The sequence below is a fragment of the Mucilaginibacter ximonensis genome, from assembly GCF_042686265.1.
GTDB classification, from domain to species: domain Bacteria; phylum Bacteroidota; class Bacteroidia; order Sphingobacteriales; family Sphingobacteriaceae; genus Mucilaginibacter; species Mucilaginibacter ximonensis.
The window spans coordinates 106,402-130,538 of record NZ_JBHUPD010000004.1; the positions used below are offsets into that span (position 1 = coordinate 106,402).

The window sequence follows — 24,137 nt, forward strand, 5'->3', positions numbered from 1 at the left end:
TGATATGAAAAAATTTGCGGTACTATTCGTGCTGGCCGGTATGCTGGCTGCTTTTGCACCTCAGCAACAAAAAAACTGGATGGCCATTGGCGACTCGATCACTTTTTTGAACGACAAACCCAACCTCACCAAAAACCGCATTACCAAAGGATACATGGACAGGGTAGTTGAAAAACTACCCTACATGCATTTTGCCAACAAAAGCTATCCTGGCTTAACCATTAAAGGCATTGCCGATAATATTAATAACCTCGGTCTTGAAAAAGCCGACTTTTATTCTGTTTTTTTGGGAACAAATGACTGGTGGACCAACCTGCCCATAGGTAAATACGACGATTATAAAAACGCTACCGGCAATGGCACGGCTTACGGTTCGTATCGTACGGTTATCAACAAGATAAAAAGCCTGAACAATCATGCGGTAATCATCCTGATCACGCCCTTTCAGCGGGCCGATTATGTGGATATTAATAACATCCACAGTTTTATTCATGGGTCGTATAGTGCCAACAACAGTGGCGTGATGCTATCGGCCTATGCCGATGCCATTATCGACATCGCCAAAAGAGAACATTTTGAATTAGTTGATCTTTACCATAAAAGCGGGGTTACCTCTGCCAATGCGGTAAACTTTAAACGCCTGCGCGACCCAAAAACCGGCGAATACAAAGACTATAAATATCCCGACTATATAAACATACCCTTTAACCCAACCGATACTACCCAATACCCCTACCCTGTTGAGGCCATGAACTGGTGTTACGACGGCCTGCATCCGTCAGACAAAGGCCACCAGCGCATAGCCGATATGCTGGTTAACATCATGAAAAAGTATTAAGGCATGATTAAAGGTTTAAAAGCTATTATAGCACTGCTGTCGATTTTAATATTTGCCGGTTGCGCGGTTGATACCAAGATCATGCTATCCGTTATGACCGACAATAGATTCCGGGCGATGAAATCCGAAGGAAATAATGAATATCAGGCCAGCAGCTATGACCGCCGCTCGGTAGCTTTTGACCAGCCGGGCTGGTTCACCAATCGGGATGCCTCTCAATACATTCGTACCGAGGAGGTGGATGGCCGCAAAGAAAATGTGATGCTGGATGTTGACGGCCCCGGCGCTGTAGTGCGCTTTTGGCTCACTACATTTAAACGCGATGGTGTCATCCGCATTTATTTTGACAACCGTGCAGAGCCGGAGATCACTATTCCTGCTTATGATTTAATGAAGATAGGTTTGCCTTTGGGCCGCGCTTTGCTACAACCGCATTCAAGCTATGAGCCGAAGGAAAAGGGCGGCAGCACACTTTATCTGCCTATGCCTTTTGCCAAACACTGCAAGGTAACTTTTGAGGATAAGGATCCGGACAATCAACCCCGCTATTACCAGATCAATTATATTAAGCTTGGCCGTGCCGAAACATTTACCAAGGAAAACTTTGCCGGGCTGATGAAAAAGGTCGATGAGGCCAATGACAAGCTTTTGCATCCCGATAGCGTTATTACCGGCCCAGCTACCGGCATCGATCAGGTCATTGCGCCGAATAGCGAGGCTTCAGTCGATTTGCCGGCAGGCTCGTCAAGTATCAACATGCTATCTATCCGCCTGAAAACTGATAACCCCACCGATTATGCCCAGGCATTGCGCTCTACCGTTTTAAAAATAGATTTTGACGGCGAACAAACCGTTTGGTGCCCTATCGGGGATTTCTCGGGCTCGGGTGTAGGTGGCAAGCCGTTAAAAAGCTGGTACCGCGCGGTTACTGCAGACGGCGAGATGCTTTGTCGCTGGGTAATGCCATACCAGCATACTGCCAAAATAACGCTGCTAAACCTGAATGATAAAACTGTGCGGGTATCACTTAAGGCACAAACCAAACACTGGAACTGGAACAAATATACCATGTACTTTCATGCCGACTGGAAAAACCAGGTAAATGTGCCGTTAAGGCAAGTTGACGTACCGGTATATCCGACAGATAAAAACTACCCGATGGACTGGGACCTGAATACCATTGAAGGCAGCGGCGTTTTTGTGGGCGAAACCTTTGCCGTTTATAACCGCATGCACGTTTGGTACGGCGAGGGCGATCAGAAACTTTGGGTAGATGGCGCAAAATTCCCGGTGGAATATGGTACCGGTACCGAGGATTATTACAATACCTCGTGGGCGCCGGTGGTGCTTTACCAAACCCCTTTTGCCAATGCGCCGCGCGCAGATAATGCCGACTCGTTTGGTTATAACACTTTTACCCGCACCCGTAACCTGGACGCTGTACCATTTAAAAAATCGTTCCGTTTTAGTTTGGAAACCCTGGGCTGGAAAGATGGTTTCGCCGATTTTGCTGCAACTACCTACTGGTACGGCTTTAAGGGGGCTAAAAGCAGCGCTGCGGCGCATCAAACTTTACCCGGAAAATTACCTCAATAACCTATGGCTGATATTAAATTTAGATTGTCCCTGTAAAGGTGCAATACTTTGCGTCTCGGCTAGATTTTCTTAAGTTTAGGCCCAAATTATTCCCTTTCTATGAGACGTTTCTTTGCACTGGCTATTGTGGCCGGTTTAGCTATTGCTCCAAAAACAGGCCGTAGCCAAAATTATACCCTGGCTAAAGCGCCATTAAAGCAAAATCCATACATACAGCTGCCCTTAGGCGCTATTACGCCGCATGGCTGGCTGCGCGAAATGTTGCTTAAACAAGCACAGGGCGCTACCGGCAACCTCGACAAATTGTATCCTTTGGTGATGGGCAACCGCAACGGCTGGTTGGGCGGCGACGGCGACCAGTGGGAACGCGGGCCCTACTGGATAGACGGTTTGCTGCCGCTGGCTTACATCCTCAAAGACAAAGAATTGATTGCTAAAGTAAAGCCCTGGGTTGAGTGGAGCATTAAAAGCCAGCAGCCAGATGGTTATTTCGGTCCGTCGAAAGATTACTCATACGAGCCCGGCATACAGCGTGACAACAGCCGCGACTGGTGGCCAAAAATGGTAATGCTGAAAGTTTTACAGCAATACTATACCGCCACCGGCGACAAACGCGTGATAACGCTGCTTACCAATTATTTTAAATACCAGTTGCAGCAGCTACCTAAAGAACCGCTTAACCACTGGACCTTTTGGGCCGAATGGCGCGGCGGCGACAACCTGATGGTGGTTGAGTGGCTGTACAATATTACCGGCGATAAATTCCTGCTTGACCTGGGCGATCTGATCCACAAGCAAACCTTTAACTTTACCGAAGCTTTTCAAAGGGGCGACATGCTGACCCGCCTGGGCAGCGCACACGGCGTAAACCTGGCCGAGGGGATGAAAGAACCGCTGATCTATTATCAGCAGCATCCCGAACAACAATACCTGGATGCCATGGAAAAGGGCCTGCACGACCTGACCAAATATAACGGCATGGCTCACGGTCTTTTTGGTGCCGATGAATCATTGCATGGCAACAATCCTACCCAGGGCTCAGAACTTTGTACCGCTGTCGAAATGATGTTTACTTTAGAAAACTCATTAGCCATAACCGGCGGTGTTGATTATGCTGATCGTCTGGAAAAGATTGCCTTTAATGCCCTGCCGGCGCAAACTACAGAAGATTATATGACCCGCCAGTATTTTCAGCAGGCCAACCAGGTGATGCTTACCCGCGCCGCGCGCAACTTTAACGTAAACCACGCCGGCACCGATGTTTGTTACGGACTATTGTCCGGTTATCCATGCTGCACATCAAACATGCACCAGGGCTGGCCAAAATTCACCCAAAACCTGTGGTATGCAACGCCCGATAATGGCTTGGCGGCATTAGTATATTCGGCCAGCGACGTTGACGCTAAGGTGGCTAATGGCGTACCGGTTACCTTTAAGGAAGAGACCAATTATCCATTTGACGAAAATATACGGTTTACACTCGTGTTAAATAAAAAAACCAAATCGGTTACCTTCCCTTTCAGCCTGCGTATACCGGCCTGGTGCAAAAATGCGATGGTAAAAGTTAATGGGGCTGAACTACAGCAATCGCCGGGCAATCAGATTGTGAAGATAAACCGCGAATGGAAAAACGGCGACGTAGTTGAACTGCAACTGCCGATGCACATCTTTAAAAACACCTGGTATGAAAACTCGGTTTCGATTGAACGCGGTCCGCTGGTGTATGCCTTGAAGATTGGCCAGGAAAGTAAACTGGTTAAAAACACCATTGACCCGGTAGCTTATGGCAGCGAGTACTATGAAGTTCGCCCAACTACGCCATGGAATTATGGTTTATTAGAAACACGCAACAATCAGTTGGAAAAAGCTTTCACTATACAAAAGAAAGACCAGGTAGCTGCTTACCCATGGAACCTGACCAATGCGCCGTTACAACTTACTGTAAAAGCGCGGCGCATCCCCAACTGGACCTTGTACGATGACATGACCGGCCCAATGCCCTATGGCGTAATTTATAATGAAGGCACACCTAAAGAGCAAGATGAGGATATAACACTGGTGCCTTATGGTTGTACACAGCTGCGCATTTCGCAGTTCCCGGTGGTGGGGAGATAACAAAAAAGATAGTCATGCCGAATTTATTTCGGCATCCCACGCGCTAAGCAGACAACCATTAAAGATGATATACAAACAAGGTCATGTATATATCATGACAAACCAATATAGAACGACCTTTTATATCGGTGTAACAAGTGACTTAAAAACACGCGTTTGGCAGCATATCAATAACGAAGGATCGGTTTTCGTTAAAAAATATAAATTGTATGACTTGGTTTATTATGAATATTTTGAAAGAATAACTGATACCATTGATCGGGAAAAGCAATTAAAACGATGGCATAAAGACTGGAAGATTAATCTGATTAAAACAGAAAACCCTGAAATGAGAGATCTGAAATCAAAATTAGAGCTGCCCTGATTAAAGGTCTACCTTGTAGCGACCAGACCTTGCAGGTGGGATGCCGAAATAAATTCGGCATGACTAAACTTAAATAAAAAAGAGATTTTAAAATGAAAAAGATCATCCTGGCTTTGGCAGCCGTTTGTGTGCTGGCCTCATTCAAACACAAAGAGATAACCTGGGTAGCCATCGGCGACTCGATCACTTATCTGAACGATCATAAAAATGAAACGCAGGATCGCCTGACGAAAGGCTATCTGACACAGGTTACCGAAAAACTGGATTATATCCATTATGTCAACAAAGGATATAATGGCTGGACATCGGGCGGTATTGCCGAGAGCTTCGATAAACTGGAAATCCCGAAAGGCGATGTTTACACTGTATTCCTGGGCACTAACGATTGGTGGCAGGGACGCCCCATCGGCACTATTGATGACTATAAAAACAAAACGGGCAATGGCACTGTCAATGGGTCATTCAGGATTATTTTAGATAAGATCAAGGCGTTAAACCCGGATGCTAAAATTGTGCTGATGACGCCCTTGCAGCGGGTTGATTTTGTGTATGTGCTTGATAAAAGGAATAACGCTTACGGCTCATACCGCGAGAAGAACGGGCAGACCTTAGCAGCTGTTGCTAACGCTATAGCCGCTATTGGCAAACTTGAAAACATTACGGTGGATGATCTGTACCATAACGCCGATTTCACCCTGCCAAAACTGGTAAAATATAAACGCCTGAAAGATGTGCAAAGCGGCCGGTATGTTGATTTGCCTTATCCAAAATTTATTGACGTACCGTTTAACCCGGCTACTGATGACTACCCATATCCGGTTGACGCCATCGGTTTAACTTATGATGGTCTGCATCCGTCGGACGCGGGATGTGCCATCATTGCTAAAAGTTTGGTTAAGATCCTGAAAAAGCTGTAAAATAAAACAAGGCGTCCTGCTAACACAGCAGGACGCCTTATTCATACCATTCGTTTTATAAGCCCACTTTAAAACCGCCGCCTACGTATCTGCGGTTCTCGGTATACTTGGAATAATCGCTTTGCAGCAAATTACGCGCATTTACGTAAACCTCAAGGCTTTTTACTGCTTTTACGGGTATTTTATAACCCAGGTCGATATTTTGCAGATCGAAGATATTGTCTTTACCATTTAGCTGATAAATGGGCGCATAGGTTGGATGTGCCGTCTTAGCCTGGTTAAGGCCGTAAACAAATCCAAAATCAAGGTAAACATCTTTGTAACTTAAATTATTGACAAAGCCGCCGGTAACAAATGGCTTTCCCGGATAACCCAGGCGCATAATTTCAGGTATATAGTTTTCTATCTTGTAGTTGTCGCGCGTAACCAACAGGGTACCGTTCAAATTGGTACGCCAGGTAAAATCACCATCGGTTGGAAGTTTAAAATCAACACCAACACGATGCAGCTCTAAACGTGCGTCGGTATTTGAATACCTGCTTGTTATGGTCGGCAACATAATTATAACAACCTGCCCCGCGTTGAACTGCTTCATGGTATAGTTATAACTCAGCGATAGCTTGTTCTCTAAAAAAGAAAAAACCGCACCACCTTGAATCTGAGTATAAACACGGTAAGGGTCAGGGCGAACGCTAAAGTCGGCGTTGTTTCCGGGGTGGGTATACAGCTGATCCATTAAGGTGCCATACAAATCATTGGAATAATTAAAGTTTTTAGCGTACGATCCAAATATCGTCAAACGCATCTCGTCAGTGTCCAGATCCATCGGTGTAAATAAATCAACGCTCAATGTAGCAAATGGCAGCGGTTGTGTCTGGTCATGCTCCTTAACAGTTGGTTGAGCGTTGCTGTTAACATAGGTTTGAAAACCGCCTTGCAGCGTGAGCCAGTCTTGATAACCAACCGTTAACGACGGGGTTAAAATTGCCAGTTTCTGTTTAGTAGGATAATGATTGTCGATGAAGGTACGAAACACCCCGCCCTGAACGGTGGCCAATTGGGCGCTGTGTGGATTATCTACCTGCCGGTAAGTAAAATTAACATTTGGCTGTAATGACAAGTCATCACTGATATTGACATGATAAGTGATATCATCCCTGGCAATAAAACTATTTATCAGCGCGGTTGAATCCTGCCGGCTACCGCCGGTTAGCTGGGTTGCGCCTGTGTAACTGGTATACAGATATTCGCCATGATCGCTCATTCTTTGAAAACCTGCGCTTATTTTGTTGGTGAGGCCCTCGGTTATTGTGCTGGCCAGTTTAACATCGGTATAAAACAAATTCTGGCTGTTGTAAAAATTGTCGCTGTTTTGCGTGCCTTGCGAGCCTACATATTCTTTATGATAATGATCTCTTTGCGGCACATAGCCGGCATTTACGCTTAACAGTGTACCTTCGCCCAGTTTAACATCCAAAAAGCCGTTAAACTTAAAACGGTTGGTGGCTATTGGCGTCGCGGAATATCCGTTTGCAATGGATAATAAATAGGCGCCTGCCGGGATGGTATTATGTAATATTTCGGCCGATACACCTGCTCTAATGATATCAGAATTGCCATAAGCCGAAATATAGTACTGATGATACATATCATTACTTTTAGGATTTGGCGAATACGGATTCAGGTTGGAATGCTTTGTAAGCCTTATGAATTCTGACTGTCCGGCCACGGTAATGCCTTTATCCTCATTGCCGCCATGTTTTGTTTTTACGAGGATGAGCGTGCCGGCCGCGTCTGTACCGTTTAATACAGCCGCAGCGTTTTGTACAAAAGTTATCTCATCAATATCGTAAATACTGTACGCGTTGATATCGGCATTCAGGATACCGTCAATCACATACACATATTTTTGATGTGCGCTGTAAACGCCATTAACGTAAACGTTTATTGCGTCTTTCAGATCAGTAAAAGGCGTCTTTTCCAGATCGGCACCTTTGATGGTTACCGCTTGTACATTTCGTTTTTTGATGCTAACGCGACCAAGGTCGTAAGTTGAGGAGTCGGCCACTACTTCGTCCGATTCAGATTGTGCTTTTGCCAGGTTTAAAAGTCCTGAAAATAAGCAGAAGGCACATGCAAGTAAAGCTGTTCTCATAGGCACTGCGATAAGATGATCTCCACTAATACAGCTTTTGCCAAACAGCAACATGCAGCTTAAATCAGGGGATGATTATGTTTAAGAGGATTACAGGTTAATTGGTTTGTTTATCTAAGTACGTAATTATTAGCCAATAAATCAAATAACAAAATATCTTGTTGCCAAAACAAAAAAGCCGCCCGTCGGCTGACGGGCGGCTTTTCACCATTATCATATCGTAAAATATCGATAATTATTTTTTATTGTGCATTTTGTAATCCAGCAGTTTCATAAAATAACCACCTACAACGCTGCGGGCCTGGAAGCCTGTTTGTTTACCGTTGGTAGTTTCGTGCCAGTCGCTCAGCGGTACGCGGGTTGGGGTTTCTAAAGCGTATTTATAAACCGGATCAATCAGCTTATCAAAATCTTTCTGCGTTGGCGCAAATGTAGCGGTCCACAAAATCCAGTCAGATTTAGTATAAGTTTTGCGGCTATCCAAAGGCAAACCATATTCGTTTTGTTTGCTCAGGTAGTATTTAGTCTCGGTGTCGTAAACTGACTGCGGGAACAGGTCAAGATCCAGCACTTTATCCCAAACCAGGTTATATTTCTGGCTCCAGGTACCCGGGTTTTCAAAGGTCAGGGTGAAGTGATCTTTGTCGCCTGCCATTTTTTGCCATCTGCCTACCATATCTTTTGCTATCGCACGATATTTTTCGGCAGTGGCTTTATCGCCTAATGATTCGGCCAGTTGAGCATAGCAACCAATGCCTACAATAGCCTTCACAGACAAGTTTGCATTACGCGCCAGGTGACCCGCAAAGTCGTCGGTACATAACTGGTTAGCAGGGTCAAAACCTTCTTTGGTTAAATAATTAACCCAGGTGCTCAGGGTTTTCCAGTGCAACTTAGCATAAGCCGGGCTGCCTTGTGCTTTGCAGATCGCATCGGTTAAAATAATCATGTTGCCTGACTCTTCAACCGGCATACCTTCGCCATAGGTCTGGCCGTTGGCGTGTGGGTAACTGCCTAAATCATGCGCAGCAAAGTCATGTTTAAATTTACCGCTTTCGCTGAAGTAAAAGATACCGTTCAGCATACCCTGCATCAATTTAGGGTTGTAAATAAGATATAGCGGAGCAGAAGGATAAGTAACGTCAACGGTGTTAACGAAACCACCGCTAAAGTTCTCTTTCGAGAACCACAGGATCTCACCTTGAGGGCTTTGCACCAAAATATGTGCTGCAATACTTTGACGATAAGCCAAAACGCACAGGTTAGCATAAGTTTGCCCGCCGGCCTTAACGGCATCAGCAAACATCGACTTGTTGAAAGCTGAACATTTTTGCAGAATAGAAGCGTATTGAGTATTGGCTTTGGTCAACTCGCCAATAATGGTTGCTTTACCGCTGCGGTTCCACCATGGTCGCAGGTTGGCGTTGAAGTACTGCATGGAGTAAACATCGTCATAAGCAACTTCAACATATTTAGCCACAGATGTAGCGCCAACATTACCAAACGGAATAACCGTGTTCAACGCCAGGCCGGTGCCCTTGGTTTCGGTAGTTTTGGTTTGCCCCTGACGGAAAGCCAGAACAGATTCTTTCTCGGTAGTGATAAACTGTGTAGCGCCTGCTGTTTTTGGTACCGCTACGTACATATAACCCCAGTCTATACGCACGTCATCTCCGGCTTTTTGCAATACAGGTTGCTCGTCGGTACCTGCTTTAAGAAATGACAGTGCGCCATTGCCCGCTGCTGCAGCAGTAACAGCCTGTTTAGGCTGATTAACGGCCAGGTTTGTCGATGCGCTAAAGAATACTTTAACGGCATGTGTTTTTTTATCGTTTGATTTTACACGGTAGGTAATATAAGTTACCGGGCGAGATAACAAATCCAGATCATTAAGCAACAAAGGCGAAGTAAAGGTAACATCAAGGTCAACTTTACCCGCTTTGAAGTTGTAGATAGTTTGGGTAGCAGTAATACTTACGTTCTTCTGATCGGCAACTTCCAGCTCTTTGGCAATGGTTGGTTTCAGCTTGTCAACCAAACCGATATCGGCGCGTGCGCCACCACCGGTATTTACTACGTGCATGGTGATGATGTTTTCGCCCACTTTCAGCTTGTCTTTGTCTAACGGGGTCATTTCAAAACCTTTGCTTACGCCAACACGGGTAAAAATGTCTTTACCGTTCAAGGTAACCTCGATATTGTCATCCCATGAAGCTTTAAGAAATAGTTTGTTAATATCGTCAGTGCTGGTGATGTTGAAAGTACGTCTAACCCAGATATCTTTAGTTCTCCATTTGATCTTATCGCCGCGGCTATCGCCAATTGGGGCCATACCTTCTTTCCAGTCGGTTGCCGGGTATGACAGTGCAGTCCAGTCGCCGGTTGGCTCGGTAAAGGTGTATTTTACTGAGTAGTCTTTCTCGTCTGACGCAGCCAGGATGGTTTTATATTGCTCAGGCTCTTTACCCATAAAGCGGTAATCAGTGCCATCAACATTAATAATACCGATTAGTGACTGTGCAGCGCCGGTCCAGTGTGTAGTGGTTGATTCAGCCAGCTTATCGGTGTTCGACCAAACGCTGAAATAAGTATTGTGCGTGATTAAAGGATACGAAGGAGCTTTCCTTTCTTGTGCAGATGCAAATCTGAAACCTGACAGGACCGCTAAGCATCCAAACAGCAGTTTTTTTTTCATGAATGTATAGTTTTTGTTTGTAGCAATTGAATTTTAAAGGTATTAATATGGCGCAATTAGCATTACGCAGAATTATCGCCTAATTAACGGCATTTTATGCTAAAATCATTCATTTATTTTCAATATCCCTGAATAAAACGCTTATAACTAAATACGCCGGCATCCTTAATACGGGCGTTTGAGGTATAATATTATTGATTATGATAAAGCGACATTGCTTATCAGCCATCATATTACGGCGAATGAGGTAATTCTTTTCATAAGTATTTAACTGGTTTACAAGAATACGGTGTTTCACTAAAATATGAAACACTTTGAAACACCAAATTCACACAAACACCTGTTTATCAATTGAATAACAAATTTAGTGAAACACTTTGAAACAGTACAAAAGGTTGAGATATACTTCACAATCAATTAATTATCAGTAGCTTATGCCATTTTTAGAAAAACCAGATTTAAGGAGTGAAACACCCGGAGTGAAACAGCAGATTATGTCACTCGTCCTGAAAAAAGTTTACCCTGTTGATGAAATAATGCCGGGCATAGCTATCGCGCAGAGATTGCCACCTCGCGATGACCTGGTGCGGATTCACCCGCGTCCTTATTGGGTTACCGCCAACAACTGCGAGAGGAATTACAAACTCCCCACCATTGCGAATTTCGGTGTTTTGAAACAATAGCACCTGCTTAAAGTTGGTATAACAATACAATAAGCGCAAAAATGGGAATACTGGATAAGCTTTGGAGTAAAAAGACAACACCAACATCCCCGGTTTTAAGTGGGGCCGATAAGGAAACCTTACCCGTTTTACCTTTGATAACACGGATGGATCATCTACGTCCGCCAGGTATTTATACCGTTCCGTTTTTGCAACACCGTGGTGGAGAAACAGCCCTGAATATCGCTTTTACACAAGAAGCGGGCGGCGCACTTTATTACTTAACTGAAAAGGACCTGGAAAATCCCGCCATTAACAGTCAGTTTTTAAAATGGCGGGAAAACATAGACAGCTATGTATTTGAGCCCTATTTACCTCAAAAATTGAATCTGTTGGAAAACGTGCAGAATCGTATAGTCTTTGCTGCCGGTTATCATCACTCGTCTGAAAAGATTCTTTCCGCTGTTTCTTTAACCGAGCTTTGTGATATTTTACAGACAGATCAAATAATTGTTTCCATCCCGCGCAGAGGGCTGTTAATGGCAACAAGTTATGATGAAGAGTTTATGATGCTTGAGAATTTCTTTTTCACGCATCAGGATGGCTGGCAAAATGATAACGACGGCAGCGAGTTTATTACAGACCTGGTTTTTGTTGCCAACAAGGCCGGCATTATGTATGCGGCCTCGCTCGACTTTAGAATTAATTTATACGAACAACAGGGTAGCTATAAGCTATCGTACTCAACAACGGGCGAATTGTTTGAAAAAGATGGAACAATTAATTTCAGGGCAGTTTTAGAGCGGAATAAAATCAGTGTTGAATTGCCGGTATAAGGCTATGCCCTGTTGGTGTTATTACCATAAGTGTTCGGAAGATTCATTTTGTCATCCTGAACGATAGTGAAGGATCTTATTCACCCTTTAAAGGTTGCGAACTGTCCGCCTGTTTACTTATCAATCAGATAAGATTCTTCACTACGTTCAGAATGACAAGAAGCTTTTTAAGGTGATAACACCGACCACAGGCTAATTACCATAAGTGTTAGGAAATCCACTTTGTCATCCTGAGCGATAGCGAAGGATCTTATCACCCTCTACAGTTTGCGAACTGTCCGCCTGTTTACCTATCAATTAAATAAGATTCTTCACTACGTTCAGCATGACAAGAAGCTTTTTTAAATCTTCTGAACAGTGATAACGCCGATCATAGGCTAAAATACAAAAACGTGATGCCGATCCGTTGGCTGACGGGACGGCATCACGTAGATTATTTATACAATATCCTAATTTACCGTCGCCACCGACATAGACGGCGCTGCATCGCCAGGCGCGCTGCCCCAGTTTTTGTTAGGGCGCGGACCCATTACCAGCGTTAGGCGGCCGCCGTTAACAATATCGCTGTTTTTCATCCAGGGCTTGTTCCACACCTTGCCGTTCAGCATGGCGCTTTGCACATATTTGTTTTGTGCCGATGCGCCTTTGGCCTCTATTACAAAAGTTTTACCGTGGCCTACATTGATAGTGCTTTCTTCAAATATCGGACTGCCTAAGTCAAACACCGCGCTGGCCGGGCATTGCGGATAGAAACCCATCGCGTTAAATACGTACCAGCTTGAAGTTGCGCCGCCGTCTTCGTCGCCTGCTAAACCTTGAGGCGTTACGTCATACCAAAGATTCATCAGCAAGCGTATTTTTTGCTGGGTTTTCCATGGCTGGCCCGCATAGTTGTACAGGTACGGAATATGGTAAGCCGGCTCATTACCCTGCGGATACATACCCACTAAACCCGTCATATCCGGAAACTGGCCCTGAAAAGCCATTTTATCCATACCGTCATGGCCGGTAGTAAACAGCTCATCCAGCTTATCCACAAAATTCTGGCGACTGCCCTCCAGGTTGATCAAACCCTGAATATCGTGCTGCACGCTCCAGGTATACACCCACGAGTTGCACTCGGCAAAGTATCCCTCGCCGGCAAAGCCGCCCGAAGTTTTTGGGTTAAAAGGCTCAACCCATTGCCCGTCGGCTGTTTTTGGCGCCATCAGGCCGATAGACGGTTTAAAAAGGTTTTGGTAGTTATGAGCGCGTTTCATGAATAATTGATAATCGTCCTCTTTACCCAGAGCCTTGGCCATTTGCGCCAGGCACCAGTCGTCATAACAATGCTCCAGCGTTACAGAAACCGACTGGCGGCGGTGCCATGAATCAACCTCGGGAACCCACTCATCCACTTCTAAAGTTGGCGTCCATCTTACCTGATAAGGCAGTTTATCATATTTACCGACTGGTTTTCTTTCGTCAGCGTCTTTACGTATAGGTAGTGCCGGATAGAAACCATTTTCGTAATAACACTTTTCGAGTTCGGTAGTACCGGGGCCGTCTTTCCAGGGTATCATGGTACCTTCGGTAGCGTTTTTGCGCATGCCGGCATAAGCTTTCTCAATATCAAAACCACGCAGGCCCTTCAGGTAAGCCTCAACAATAACTGAGGTGGAGTGGTTACCAATCATAGCGCCTGAGTTTGTTAACCAACCGGTTTTCTCATAGGCATCAATAAAACTGTTAATAGCTTTTACCGATTCGCCGGGCTCAATCAGGTCCTGCAAAGCGTATGCGCTGCGGTAGGTATCCCAAACGTTACCCATACGCAGGGCGCGGGTACGGTAAAGCGTGCTGTAAAAAATACTGCGCTGGCGTTCGGTGCCGCCTTTAATTTTTATCAGATTCAGCTCGGCGTTCCAACGGTCCTTCAGTTTGGTTTTAACCTGCTCAAAGGTTTGCTTGCCTATTTCTTTATCCAAATTTGCTTTAGCATCGTCGGCGCTGGTGTTTGACAGGGCAACCTTAAACTCTAAAGTTACCGGCTGTGCGGCTGCGTTCCAGTGCAGGTAGGTGCCATTGCCGCCACCATTATTACCGCGCCGGCCGTTACCCCCAGCCGGCGCCTCTACCTTCCAGGTATCATGGCTTGTAGCAGCTTTACTTAGTTCAGCATAAAAATATCTTTTGGCCGGTGCGTCATTGCGGCGACCACCAAATGCGGCGCCTGAGCCCGACAGCACTTTGTTATTTTTTACATCAATAGCCGAATTTCCGGACAAGATCAGGTTAGTAGCCTGATTAGCCGGAATAGTAAAACGGAAGATGGCCGCATTATCGGTCATGGTATATTCCACGTTGATATTCGGGTCTTCCAGTAGTGCCTGGTAATAATATGGCGTGGCTGTTTCCATATCGTGGTCAAAGTGTGAAGCATTTTCGCGCACGCCTGGCTTAAACTCGCCCTTGCTTAACATCAGGCTGCCAAAACCCGTAGGGAAACCAAATATTTTGTCGGACAGGTAAAAATCCTCAACAGACGGGTTAAAGCTCGGAAAAATGCTCATATTACCACCCGGGGCTTTGATAACAGGCGCGGTGCTACCGTTTTTAGGATTAATGGAGCCTATGTACAAATCGACATAGTCGGCCGGCGATTTACCGGCCATTTGCTTATCGGCCACAGTTTTATACTTAGCCGGTTTTTGCTGCGCAAAAGCCGGACTACCCAGCACGCAAAATGCTAATAGCGTATACTTTAATTTCATAGTCATGACACGTCAAAAAAAAGAGCGGTTAATTGGTTTGTTTTGTTTGTATATCAATACTATGAAATTTATGGGTGATGTAACGTAATTGTTTGGTTACAATTGGGTTGGGGATACACAAAATAAACCAACTGTCATCGACCAACGCGAGAAATCTATACACGAGTATTTACGATTGCTAAGCATATGTATAGATTTCTCTCTTCGTTCGAAATGACAAATTAGATATAATGTTTCGGCTCCAAAATCTTCACTCCGTCCTCTCCGGCAATAATTGCCTTACTTGCCAAACCCACAAAAAGCGAATGCTCCACCACGCCCGGTACCATTTTAAGTGCATTCATCTTATCAAGCGGCAACACCTCACCAAAAAACACGTCCAACAAGTAGTTGCCATTCTCCGTGATCACTGCGCCGTCCTTTTGTGTGCTCATGCGCATGTTAACCTTTGCGTTAGGCATAAATACCGAAAGCCATTTATTTACCAAATGCAACGCGGCGGGTAAAACCTCTAAAACCAGCGGATAGGTGGCATCCAGTTTTTCGACAGATTTTGAAGCGTCGCCAATTAAGATAAATTCGTCGGCCAGGCTGGCCATGATTTTTTCGGAAGTATGGATCCCGCCGCCGCATTTCAAGGCATTTAGTTGTGCGTCGAACTGGTCGCAGCCGTCAAAATAAATGTCTATATGTTTAACCTGCTCATTGCCAATTAGCTTGAAGTTATGTTGTGAGATAAGCTGACCTGTTTTAAATGACGAGGTGGCGAAGCTTAAAGACGCAGACAAATTGCTTTCGGCAGCAATTAGTCCTAATAAATTGGCTATGGTCGACCCGGCGCCAACGCCAATGGTTTGCCCCGGTTTAATAAACTGCAATGCTGTTTTGGCGGCTTCCATTTTAAAGTCTGTCATAGCTTATGGTTTTACGCGACAATATCGGCATTTAATAACAAACGGCGGTTCAGGCTAAGAAGAAGAACTTTTTTTCATTAAAGCAATCAAACCCAACGCCGGGCCTATTGCCAAAAGCATATAGATATATTGCGCATTCGCGGATACCCGCAAAGCGGTAACCAGTTGTATGCTTACAATGGTTATAGCGAAGCCAATGCTGTTAACAATAGTTAGCGATGAGCCTTTAGTTTCAATTGGCGCATTTTGAGCGATAAGCGTGGAAAACAATGGCGAATCGGCAATTACAGCTATGCTCCAAATGAAAAGAAACGCGATAAAAACCCACATCGCGTTAGCAAATAAGCATAAAGGCGAAGCTATACAGCAGGTACATGAGGTAAGCAACGCGGCGGTTGCCACCCTTTTGGCGCCGAACTTTTGCGACAAATATCCACCCGCTACACACGATAAACTGCCAATGGCTATGATTAGAAAAGACAGCAGGGATACATTCATCTCCGCAGCGTAGCTCTCTTTATAGGCTCCCAAAATCACCGGCACAAAAACCCAGAAGGCATACAGTTCCCACATATGGCCAAAATAGCCAAAAGCTGCTGCGCGAAAACCGGGGTTCCTGAATCCGCTTAAAAAACCATTAAAATGTAGTCGCTGGCCCTGTTTGCGATGCGGGCCGTCGGGCACCAGCAGCAGCATGGCTATACCGCCCAGCGCTGAAAGAACTGAAGTGGCATAAATGACATATTTATAGGACAGACCGGTGTCTATACTTTTCAAAAAATGTGGGAAAGCCGTGCCCAGTACCAATGCTCCTACCAAAAATCCGAGCGATTTGCCCAAGCCCTGCTGATAATGATCGGAAGCTATTTTCATACCGACCGGATAGATGCCAGCCAGGAAAAAGCCGGTTGCAAAGCGGCACATGATAAGGGTTGCAGCGTCGATGCTGTTGAGCCCGGCACCAAGATTTATCGTCGCGGCAATCATCGCGCAGCAACAAAAAACCTTAACCGGCGAAAACCTGTCTGCAATACTCAATACGGCGAAAATAAGCGTACCGGCAATAAAGCCTAACTGTACTGCGCTGGTAAGGTGCGCCAGGTAAGATGGCTCCAGGTGTAATTGTCTGGCGATGTCGCCCATAATGGCATTACCCGCAAACCACACCGAGGTGCAAAAAAACTGTGCGATAATGATAACAGGCAGTATGCGTTTCATGGATGCAATAACAAAGCTATCGGTTTATTTTAAAATAGCCTAAACTAATTGGTTTGCAGCAATGTTATGCTAAAACGCCCCTGTTTATTGGCTTTTATGACCATCACAACTTATCTGTATAACACCTAATTTTAGAATAAAAAATAAAGATCATGTTTGGAGATTCAAATGCATTCAGCAGCTTTTCGGTTAACGACCTGCAAGCTGCCAAAGAGTTTTACAGCGAAGTACTAGGCCTGAAAGTAAGTGACAACCCTATGGGCGTGCTTGAGCTTCATATTCAGGGCAACAGCAATAATATAATGATCTACCCAAAGCCAGATCATCAGCCGGCAACATATACCGTATTGAACTTTTTAATGCCCGACCTGGAAAGGGCGGTTGATGCCCTGATTGTTAAAGGCGTTACTTTTGAGCAATATCATACTGAATATTTAAATACAAACGACAAAGGTATTATGTACGGCGATGGCCACGGACCTGACATTGCCTGGTTCAAAGACCCTGCGGGGAATATTTTGTCGTTAATTGCCCAGCGGTGATTGGCGGCTGCCCGATTAAAGAGTATCTAACCCAGGGTTTATTGGCTTGCCGTGACGTATAAAAATTTCTTAATTTAACAACCTCGCAGTACTTTAGCAAACCAGTTTAAAACCCATGAAGGCTCGTATTTATTTTAAAGCTTTACTTTTATTTGCTATCGCGACGTTTTTTTGTGTCCCGATGGTGGCTGCGGGAAAGATCCGCGTGCTGATTGTGGGCGGCGGTACCTCGCACAATTTTGACCGCTGGTACAAACAGGCAGATGCTGAGACTTTAAAGCGCGACGACCTGTGTTCGGTAATTTACACCAGCAACACCGATTCTATTCCGCAATATTTAAAAAATGCCGATGTGCTTTATTTGGTTACCAATCAGCCCGTAAACATTGATTCGCGCCAGGCGATATTTGAGTTTGTGGCTGCCGGCAAGGGTTTAATTTTGGGGCACCCCGCATTGTGGTATAACTGGCTGGGCTGGCCCGAATATAATTTAACGCTGGTTAGCGGCGGGGCCAATAAACATGACGCCTACGGCAGTTTTGATGAGGATATTATTAACCCTGACCACCCCGTTACTAAAGGTGTTGAGCAGCATTTTACGGTGAAAGACGAGCGGTATCATTATGCGGTAGATCCTTCAGGGCCGGGTATAGAGGTTTTAGCTACCAACCATGTTGCCGGTAATGTCCTGGTTTACCCATCAGTTTTTGTGGTAAAAAATGCAAGGGCGCGCATTGTCTGCATTGCTTTAGGGCATGATGAGGGCGCACATGACATAACACCCTATCAAACCCTTTTGCGCAATGCTGTTAAATGGGTGGCACATCAATCATAAAAATATGGTGAAGACGTTAAAAACTCATTCACTTAAACATTCATTACATCCATGAAACAACTGCTTACACTAATATTGGGCCTCGGATTTTTATCGGCCAATGCTCAAAAGTCGTTTGATACTGAGGCACACCGCGGCGGCCGCGGCTTGATGCCTGAAAATACCATACCTGCCATGCTAAACGGTGTGCGCACCGGCGTGCGTACTTTAGAGCTGGATACACATATTACAGCCGATGGCCTGGTAGTAGTATCACACGATGGCTTCATGAACTCGCTCATCATGCAAAAGCCCGATGGCAGCGATATCCCCAGGTCTGAAGAAAAACAGTATTTGCTGTATAAAATGACCTATGCCGAGATACGCCAATATCCAGAAGGGCTTAAATATTATCCGGCTTTTCCGCAGCAACAAAAAATCAAAACTTATAAACCACTACTGGCCGATCTGATTGACAGCGTTGAAACATACGTGAAGGCGCACCACCTTAAACCCGTACATTACAATATCGAGACTAAAAGCAGCCCCGCGGGCGACAATGTGGAGAACCCTATACCAGCGGTGTTTGTAAAGTTATTAATGGATGTTATAAACCAAAAACATGTTACAGACCGGGTCATCATCCAGTCGTTTGATCCACGCACCTTACAAATACTGCATCAGCAAATGCCCGAAGTAAAAACGGCCTACCTGGTACAAACCGGCGATTACGACAGCAGTATCAAAACCCTGGGTTTTACGCCAACCATTCTAAGTCCTGAACAAAAAATAGTAACCACCGAAATGGTGACTACGGCTCACCAAAATCATGTACAAGTTATACCCTGGACGGTGAACGACGAAGCCAAAATGAAAGCATTAATAGATATGCAGGTTGACGGTTTAATATCTGATTATCCCGACAGATTGGTTAAGCTTACAGGCAGCTACCAGGATAAATAAACGTTAACATACAACAAGAGTCGCAGGTATTGCGTGTCGGGCCTATGGGTCTTTATGGTATACGCAGTGACGGGTTTGGAAACCCCATCGCTACGCATAGCCATCACAACCTATGGGTGATAGTTTTCATGATTTTTGATATATTGCAAAAACTAACCTTCACTGCATGCAACTGATCATCAAAAATCTCTCGAAAACTTATTCAAACGGCGTACAGGCCCTTAAGGACATTAACCTCACTATTAACTCGGGTATGTTTGGCTTGCTGGGGCCTAATGGCGCAGGCAAATCAAGCCTCATGCGTACTATCTCTACCCTACAGGAGCCTGACAGCGGCACTATTACCCTGGGCGACATTGACGTATTGCACCAAAAAGACGAGGTACGCAAAACCTTAGGCTACCTGCCGCAGGAATTTGGCGTGTACCCCAAAATTTCTGCCGAAGATTTGCTGGATCACTTAGCAGTGCTTAAAGGCATTACTAACCGTAGCCAACGCAAGGAACTGGTAACTTCATTACTTCATAAAACCAATTTATTTAACGATAAAAAGAAACACCTGTCGGGCTACTCGGGTGGTATGAAGCAGCGTTTTGGCATTGCGCAAGCGCTATTGTCAAACCCCAAACTGATTATTGTTGACGAGCCAACCGCAGGCCTGGACCCAGCCGAGCGTAACCGCTTTTTGAACCTACTGGGCGAACTGAGCGACGAAACTATCGTGATCCTTTCAACTCACATTGTTGAGGATGTAAAAGAGCTTTGCACCGATATGGCTATCATCAACAAAGGCCAGGTACTGATGCAGGGCAATCCGCTAAAGGCCCTTGATGACCTTAAAGGCAAAATATGGAGCCAGCGTGTAGACCGTGAGCTTGCTGCGGATTACAAAGAGCGCCTGAACGTAATATCAGACAAATTGGTGGCCGGAAAACCTACGCTGCATGTACTTTCAGATACAAAACCTGAAGCGGGTTTCGAGCAAACAATTCCTGACCTGGAAGATGTTTACTTCTCTTACATTTTTGGCAGTCAACCACAAGCGTTAACCGTTTAACCGTACCGCTATGCTTTGGGAAGTCATAAAATTTGAGGTTAAGTACAGGCTTAACCGACCGGCAACTTACATCTACTTTTTCATTGTGCTATTGTTGGCTTTTGCTGCAGTAGCTCTGCCCGACATTATACAGTTTGGCGGCGCCACCGGTAAGGTAAAACAAAATGCGTCGGTTGTGTTATTTAATATTGCCGGGATATTCAGTCTGATTCCGTGTATGTTCATCGCCTCGGCGATTATGGGTGTGCCTATCCTACGCGATTTTGAGCATAAAATAGAGTCGCTGGTATTTACTACCAACATTAACAAAACCAGTTACCTGGTGGGGCGCTTTATTGGCTCTTTCTTTATTCTGGTAGTTATAAGCAGCGGCTTTTTATGGGGCACCTGGCTGGGCTGCTCCAAGCCCTGGGGCGACCATTCCAAATACATAGCCGGCGTTGGCATGGGCCAATATTTTAAGCCCTGGCTTGAGTTGGTGGTGCTTAACATGTTCATATTCTCCACCCTGTTTTTTTCCATAGGTGCGCTTACACGCAAAATGCTGTTTGTTTATCTGCAATCTATTGTGCTGCTGGCTATTTATGCCATTACAAGCACGCTTGTAGGCGATGTTGAGAACATTCACAAAGCAGCGCTTGTAGACCCGTTTGGCAGTTATGCCATTGGCGAAATAACACGCTACTGGACTGTAGCCGAGAAAAACTCGCTGGTGGTGCCATTTACCGGCCCGCTTTTAATCAACCGTTTGATATGGATAGCGGTCGGGCTGATATTTTTCGTTGTCGCTTTTTCAGTATTTAAATTCAGGGCGGTTTACACTGGTTTATTTAAGAAACGTGTTTTTCAGAAAGAAGCTATTGTTGCTGCCGATACCACGCCTATTCCGTTTGTAAGCCCAAGTTACAGTACGGGTACCTGGTTTAGCCAGGTGTTGGTATTAACCAAACTGTATTTTAAGGAGATAATTCGTTCCATACCATTTTTGGGTATAGCCGGTGTAGGCCTGGCTCTGATTGCCATGGACGCTGCCTATGCTACCTCCTGGTATGGGCAGGATCTATACCCGGTAACCTCAATAGTTGCAGAGTTTATAGCCAGCGAGGTAATACTCATCATTATAGTAATGACACTGTTCTACTCGGGCGAGTTGATCTGGAAAGAAAAAGAAATACGCTTTAACCAGATATTTGACGCCCTGCCTACCAGCTATGCCGTACCTGTTGTGAGTAAGTATCTGGCTATGGGCGCCGTATTACTGGTGTATCTCATCTTCCTTATCCCGATAGGCGCATTAATGCAGGCTTTTAAAGGTTTTGGCGTGATTGAGCTGGATGTTTATATCAAGGTGTTGTTTCTGAGGGTATTTATAGGCACCATGATTTACATGGCTATCACCATGTTTATTCAGAGTGTGTTCAGCAATAAGTTTGTAGGGTATGCAGTCAGCATTCTGTTCTACATCTTCATTTTGTTTGAGTATAAAATGAAGATATTTTACAACTTGCTGCAACCCAACAGCGGCAGTGTGGGTGTTTACTCTGACATGAACGGCTTTGCTGCCGAGTTAGAAAAATTCTGGGTGCTCAAACTATTCTGGATAGGTATATGCGGTTTGTTATTACTCATTGCTGTACTATTTTACCAGCGCGGTACCGATACCAGCTTTAAAGCGCGCTGGGAAAACAGTCGCCAGCGTTTTGGCCGGGCGCAGATGGTATTTGCCGTTTTGAGTTTGATAGTGGTAATTGGCGCAGGCAGTTTCTATTACACTAATACCAACATACGCAACCGTTACCGCAACCCCGACAGTGATATGGACCTGCACGCGCAATATGAGAAAGACCTGCGCCATTTGTACTTAAGGACATTGCAGCCCAGCGTTGTTGACACTAAAGGCAGCGTCGATTTGATACCCGAAAAAGGCGACATGAATTTCAGCATAGTACTAACGCTGAAAAATATGTTTAAAGCACCGATTACACAATTATTAATACAGGAGCCTGATGATGACATGCTGCACTATAACAAAGAGGACTTTAGCGTACCAACACAATTAATGAAAAACTACACTAAGTACCGCTTTAAAGTATTGAAGCTAAAGCAACCACTAAAACCGGGCGACTCCATACAATGGACGGTTAATGGCCAACGCGTTAACAATGGTTTTATTAATGGCAATGCCAATACCAGCTACGTTATCAACGGCACCTTTATCAACAATACTGATTTTATACCATCATTAGGTTATTCAGAAGGTAATGAACTGGGCGATACCGACGAACGTAAAAAACGTGGTTTGAAGGAGCAGGAAGGCCTGCCAAAACGAACAGACACGTTGAACCGTCAGCTGAATTTATTTGGCTCGCGCGGCCGTACAAATCTTGAATTAACACTGAGTACCACGCCCGATCAAATAGCTATATCACCGGGATATTTACAGAAACAGTGGATGAAGAATGGCCGGGCTTACTTCCATTATAAAATGGATAAGCCGATCTTTAATTTCTTCAATATCATATCAGGCAGATACCAGGTAGCGCGCGACAAGTGGAACGGTGTTAACCTGGAGGTGTATTACCACAAAGACCATCCGTTCAACGTACAAACTATGTTTACCGCTTTAAAGAATGGTTTGGATTATGACAGTAAAAACTTCAGTCCGTTTTTATACCGGCAGATGCGCATAATTGAATATCCAAAGTATCGGAGCTTTGCGCAGTCGTTCCCAAATACGGTTCCGTTTTCAGAAGGCATAGGTTTTATCTTCCGCAAAAAACCGGAAAAGCTAGACATGACGTATTATGTAACTGCACACGAGCTTGGCCACCAATGGTGGGGCCACCAGGTTGCCGAGGCTCATACCGTAGGCAGCGCCATGTATTCTGAAAGTTTGGCGCAATACAGTGCGCTGATGCTGCTTAAAAAGACATTACCGCTTGAAGAGCTGCGACGATATCTGAAATATGAACTGGACGGATATCTGAGCGGAAGATCGACAGAAAAGAAAAATGAGAACCCGCTTGATCAGACCGACAATCAGCAATACATCCATTATCAAAAAGGTACGCTGGCCAACTTTGCCATGCAAGATTATATCGGCGAAGACAAAATGAACATCGCCCTGCGTAAACTGATAGCCAACTGGGGCAATGGCAACTTATACCCTACTACCGATGTTTTAACGGGCTACCTCAAAGAAGTTACGCCTGATAGTCTGAAATATGTGGTGGATGACCTGTACAGCAAAATCACCCTGTTTGAAAATCGCGTGGTAAACCCAACGGCCAAAAAAGTAGCCGGTGGGTACGAGGTGACTATACCAGTGCAAACCGTTAAATATTATGCCGACCGTGCCGGTAACGAGAAACAGACACCAATAAAGGATTACATTGACATTGGCGTATTTACTATGGTAAATGGCAAGGAGAAACTGGTGTACTTAAAACGCGAGAAATTCACCAAAGAGCAAACCACGGTTAAGGCCATAGTAAAAGAAAAACCCGAGCGTGCCGGTATTGACCCTGTTTATAAGTTAGTGGACAGAAATACCGATGATAATACGGCTGTTGTAGAGATTAACTAAAAAGTGGACAGTGGTGGGATTCCGCCATTTCTCTCCATTTTGGCATTCTGAACGTAGTGAAGAATCTTATAAGAGCGAATAGCAAGGCGCATAAGATTCTTCGCTATCGCTC

The 24,137-nt window shown here is 44.9% G+C and carries 17 protein-coding genes; 12 read left to right on the forward strand and 5 right to left on the reverse strand.

All coding sequences use genetic code 11. The annotated features are described in order from the left end of the window. Nucleotides 1-4: 4 nt before the first annotated feature. The 5 genes from ACFS5N_RS17585 to ACFS5N_RS17605 all read left to right on the forward strand — a co-directional run bounded on the left by ACFS5N_RS17585 (nucleotide 5) and on the right by ACFS5N_RS17605 (nucleotide 5,830). Nucleotides 5-838 carry an SGNH/GDSL hydrolase family protein gene (locus tag ACFS5N_RS17585; RefSeq protein ID WP_377188711.1) on the forward strand — a complete coding sequence of 278 codons (834 nt, stop codon included), beginning with the start codon at nucleotides 5-7 and terminating at the stop codon, nucleotides 836-838. A gap of 3 nt (nucleotides 839-841) precedes the next feature. Beyond that, complete coding sequence (locus ACFS5N_RS17590) at nucleotides 842-2,434, forward strand: glycoside hydrolase family 172 protein (protein WP_377188714.1); 1,593 nt, start codon at nucleotides 842-844, stop codon at nucleotides 2,432-2,434. A gap of 99 nt (nucleotides 2,435-2,533) precedes the next feature. Further along, entirely contained in the window at nucleotides 2,534-4,549 is a 2,016-nt protein-coding gene (locus tag ACFS5N_RS17595) for a beta-L-arabinofuranosidase domain-containing protein (protein WP_377188716.1), read from the forward strand. Between the two features lie 64 nt (nucleotides 4,550-4,613). Beyond that, entirely contained in the window at nucleotides 4,614-4,913 is a 300-nt protein-coding gene (locus ACFS5N_RS17600) for a GIY-YIG nuclease family protein (protein WP_377188719.1), read from the forward strand. Nucleotides 4,914-5,005: 92 nt separating this feature from the next. Beyond that, the gene (locus ACFS5N_RS17605; RefSeq protein ID WP_377188722.1) at nucleotides 5,006-5,830 is read left to right on the forward strand and encodes an SGNH/GDSL hydrolase family protein; all 825 of its coding nucleotides are present in this window, start codon (nucleotides 5,006-5,008) and stop codon (nucleotides 5,828-5,830) included. A gap of 55 nt (nucleotides 5,831-5,885) precedes the next feature. Here ACFS5N_RS17605 and ACFS5N_RS17610 read toward each other — a convergent pair whose 3' ends face one another. Continuing rightward, entirely contained in the window at nucleotides 5,886-7,985 is a 2,100-nt protein-coding gene (locus ACFS5N_RS17610) for a hypothetical protein (protein ID WP_377188725.1), read from the reverse strand. Nucleotides 7,986-8,220: 235 nt separating this feature from the next. Continuing rightward, nucleotides 8,221-10,680: a glutaminase family protein gene (locus tag ACFS5N_RS17615; protein WP_377188727.1), complete on the reverse strand. Its 2,460-nt coding sequence runs from the start codon at nucleotides 10,678-10,680 to the stop codon at nucleotides 8,221-8,223. Nucleotides 10,681-11,114: 434 nt separating this feature from the next. Between ACFS5N_RS17615 and ACFS5N_RS17620 the strand changes: the two genes are divergently transcribed. Continuing rightward, the gene (locus tag ACFS5N_RS17620; protein WP_377188730.1) at nucleotides 11,115-11,363 is read left to right on the forward strand and encodes a hypothetical protein; all 249 of its coding nucleotides are present in this window, start codon (nucleotides 11,115-11,117) and stop codon (nucleotides 11,361-11,363) included. Nucleotides 11,364-11,404: 41 nt separating this feature from the next. Continuing rightward, a complete protein-coding gene (locus ACFS5N_RS17625; RefSeq protein ID WP_377188733.1) occupies nucleotides 11,405-12,178 on the forward strand; it encodes a hypothetical protein in 774 nt (257 codons plus the stop codon). 449 nt (nucleotides 12,179-12,627) lie between these two features. On the opposite strand, the gene ACFS5N_RS17630 is transcribed toward ACFS5N_RS17625, so the two are convergent. The 3 genes from ACFS5N_RS17630 to ACFS5N_RS17640 form a co-directional block, all read right to left on the reverse strand. After that, entirely contained in the window at nucleotides 12,628-14,931 is a 2,304-nt protein-coding gene (locus tag ACFS5N_RS17630; RefSeq protein WP_377188736.1) for a GH92 family glycosyl hydrolase, read from the reverse strand. 221 nt (nucleotides 14,932-15,152) lie between these two features. Beyond that, nucleotides 15,153-15,845 (reverse strand): ribose 5-phosphate isomerase A, encoded by a 693-nt coding sequence (gene rpiA, locus ACFS5N_RS17635; protein WP_377188740.1) that lies wholly within the window; start codon nucleotides 15,843-15,845, stop codon nucleotides 15,153-15,155. A 54-nt stretch (nucleotides 15,846-15,899) separates the two neighbouring features. Next, nucleotides 15,900-17,063, reverse strand: a complete 1,164-nt coding sequence (locus tag ACFS5N_RS17640) for an MFS transporter (protein ID WP_377188743.1) — start codon at nucleotides 17,061-17,063, stop codon at nucleotides 15,900-15,902. 152 nt (nucleotides 17,064-17,215) lie between these two features. On the opposite strand from ACFS5N_RS17640, the gene ACFS5N_RS17645 reads away from it, so the two are divergent. The 5 genes from ACFS5N_RS17645 (at nucleotide 17,216) to ACFS5N_RS17665 (ending at nucleotide 24,025) form a co-directional block, all read left to right on the forward strand. After that, nucleotides 17,216-17,605 (forward strand): VOC family protein, encoded by a 390-nt coding sequence (locus tag ACFS5N_RS17645; protein WP_377188746.1) that lies wholly within the window; start codon nucleotides 17,216-17,218, stop codon nucleotides 17,603-17,605. 115 nt (nucleotides 17,606-17,720) lie between these two features. Next, nucleotides 17,721-18,440, forward strand: coding sequence for a ThuA domain-containing protein (locus ACFS5N_RS17650; RefSeq protein WP_377188749.1), 720 nt, complete (start codon nucleotides 17,721-17,723; stop codon nucleotides 18,438-18,440). A gap of 51 nt (nucleotides 18,441-18,491) precedes the next feature. Continuing rightward, the gene (locus tag ACFS5N_RS17655; RefSeq protein WP_377188752.1) at nucleotides 18,492-19,382 is read left to right on the forward strand and encodes a glycerophosphodiester phosphodiesterase family protein; all 891 of its coding nucleotides are present in this window, start codon (nucleotides 18,492-18,494) and stop codon (nucleotides 19,380-19,382) included. A 166-nt stretch (nucleotides 19,383-19,548) separates the two neighbouring features. Beyond that, a complete protein-coding gene (locus ACFS5N_RS17660) occupies nucleotides 19,549-20,439 on the forward strand; it encodes an ABC transporter ATP-binding protein (protein ID WP_377188755.1) in 891 nt (296 codons plus the stop codon). 10 nt (nucleotides 20,440-20,449) lie between these two features. Next, a complete protein-coding gene (locus tag ACFS5N_RS17665) occupies nucleotides 20,450-24,025 on the forward strand; it encodes a M1 family aminopeptidase (protein ID WP_377188758.1) in 3,576 nt (1,191 codons plus the stop codon). The last annotated feature ends 112 nt before the right edge of the window (nucleotides 24,026-24,137 follow it).

What these genes read in the sequence shown, in the direction of transcription:
- ACFS5N_RS17605 (WP_377188722.1), top strand. Translation starts at nt 5,006, where the DNA reads ATGAAAAAGATCATCCTGGCTTTGGCAGCCGTTTGTGTGCTGGCCTCA.
- ACFS5N_RS17615 (WP_377188727.1), bottom strand. Translation starts at nt 10,680, where the DNA reads ATGAAAAAAAAACTGCTGTTTGGATGCTTAGCGGTCCTGTCAGGTTTC.
- ACFS5N_RS17630 (WP_377188736.1), bottom strand. Translation starts at nt 14,931, where the DNA reads ATGAAATTAAAGTATACGCTATTAGCATTTTGCGTGCTGGGTAGTCCG.
- ACFS5N_RS17640 (WP_377188743.1), bottom strand. Translation starts at nt 17,063, where the DNA reads ATGAAACGCATACTGCCTGTTATCATTATCGCACAGTTTTTTTGCACC.
- ACFS5N_RS17625 (WP_377188733.1), top strand. Translation starts at nt 11,405, where the DNA reads ATGGGAATACTGGATAAGCTTTGGAGTAAAAAGACAACACCAACATCC.
- ACFS5N_RS17610 (WP_377188725.1), bottom strand. Translation starts at nt 7,985, where the DNA reads ATGAGAACAGCTTTACTTGCATGTGCCTTCTGCTTATTTTCAGGACTT.
- ACFS5N_RS17660 (WP_377188755.1), top strand. Translation starts at nt 19,549, where the DNA reads ATGCAACTGATCATCAAAAATCTCTCGAAAACTTATTCAAACGGCGTA.
- ACFS5N_RS17595 (WP_377188716.1), top strand. Translation starts at nt 2,534, where the DNA reads ATGAGACGTTTCTTTGCACTGGCTATTGTGGCCGGTTTAGCTATTGCT.
- rpiA (WP_377188740.1), bottom strand. Translation starts at nt 15,845, where the DNA reads ATGACAGACTTTAAAATGGAAGCCGCCAAAACAGCATTGCAGTTTATT.
- ACFS5N_RS17600 (WP_377188719.1), top strand. Translation starts at nt 4,614, where the DNA reads ATGATATACAAACAAGGTCATGTATATATCATGACAAACCAATATAGA.
- ACFS5N_RS17645 (WP_377188746.1), top strand. Translation starts at nt 17,216, where the DNA reads ATGTTTGGAGATTCAAATGCATTCAGCAGCTTTTCGGTTAACGACCTG.
- ACFS5N_RS17620 (WP_377188730.1), top strand. Translation starts at nt 11,115, where the DNA reads ATGCCATTTTTAGAAAAACCAGATTTAAGGAGTGAAACACCCGGAGTG.
- ACFS5N_RS17665 (WP_377188758.1), top strand. Translation starts at nt 20,450, where the DNA reads ATGCTTTGGGAAGTCATAAAATTTGAGGTTAAGTACAGGCTTAACCGA.
- ACFS5N_RS17655 (WP_377188752.1), top strand. Translation starts at nt 18,492, where the DNA reads ATGAAACAACTGCTTACACTAATATTGGGCCTCGGATTTTTATCGGCC.
- ACFS5N_RS17590 (WP_377188714.1), top strand. Translation starts at nt 842, where the DNA reads ATGATTAAAGGTTTAAAAGCTATTATAGCACTGCTGTCGATTTTAATA.
- ACFS5N_RS17585 (WP_377188711.1), top strand. Translation starts at nt 5, where the DNA reads ATGAAAAAATTTGCGGTACTATTCGTGCTGGCCGGTATGCTGGCTGCT.
- ACFS5N_RS17650 (WP_377188749.1), top strand. Translation starts at nt 17,721, where the DNA reads ATGAAGGCTCGTATTTATTTTAAAGCTTTACTTTTATTTGCTATCGCG.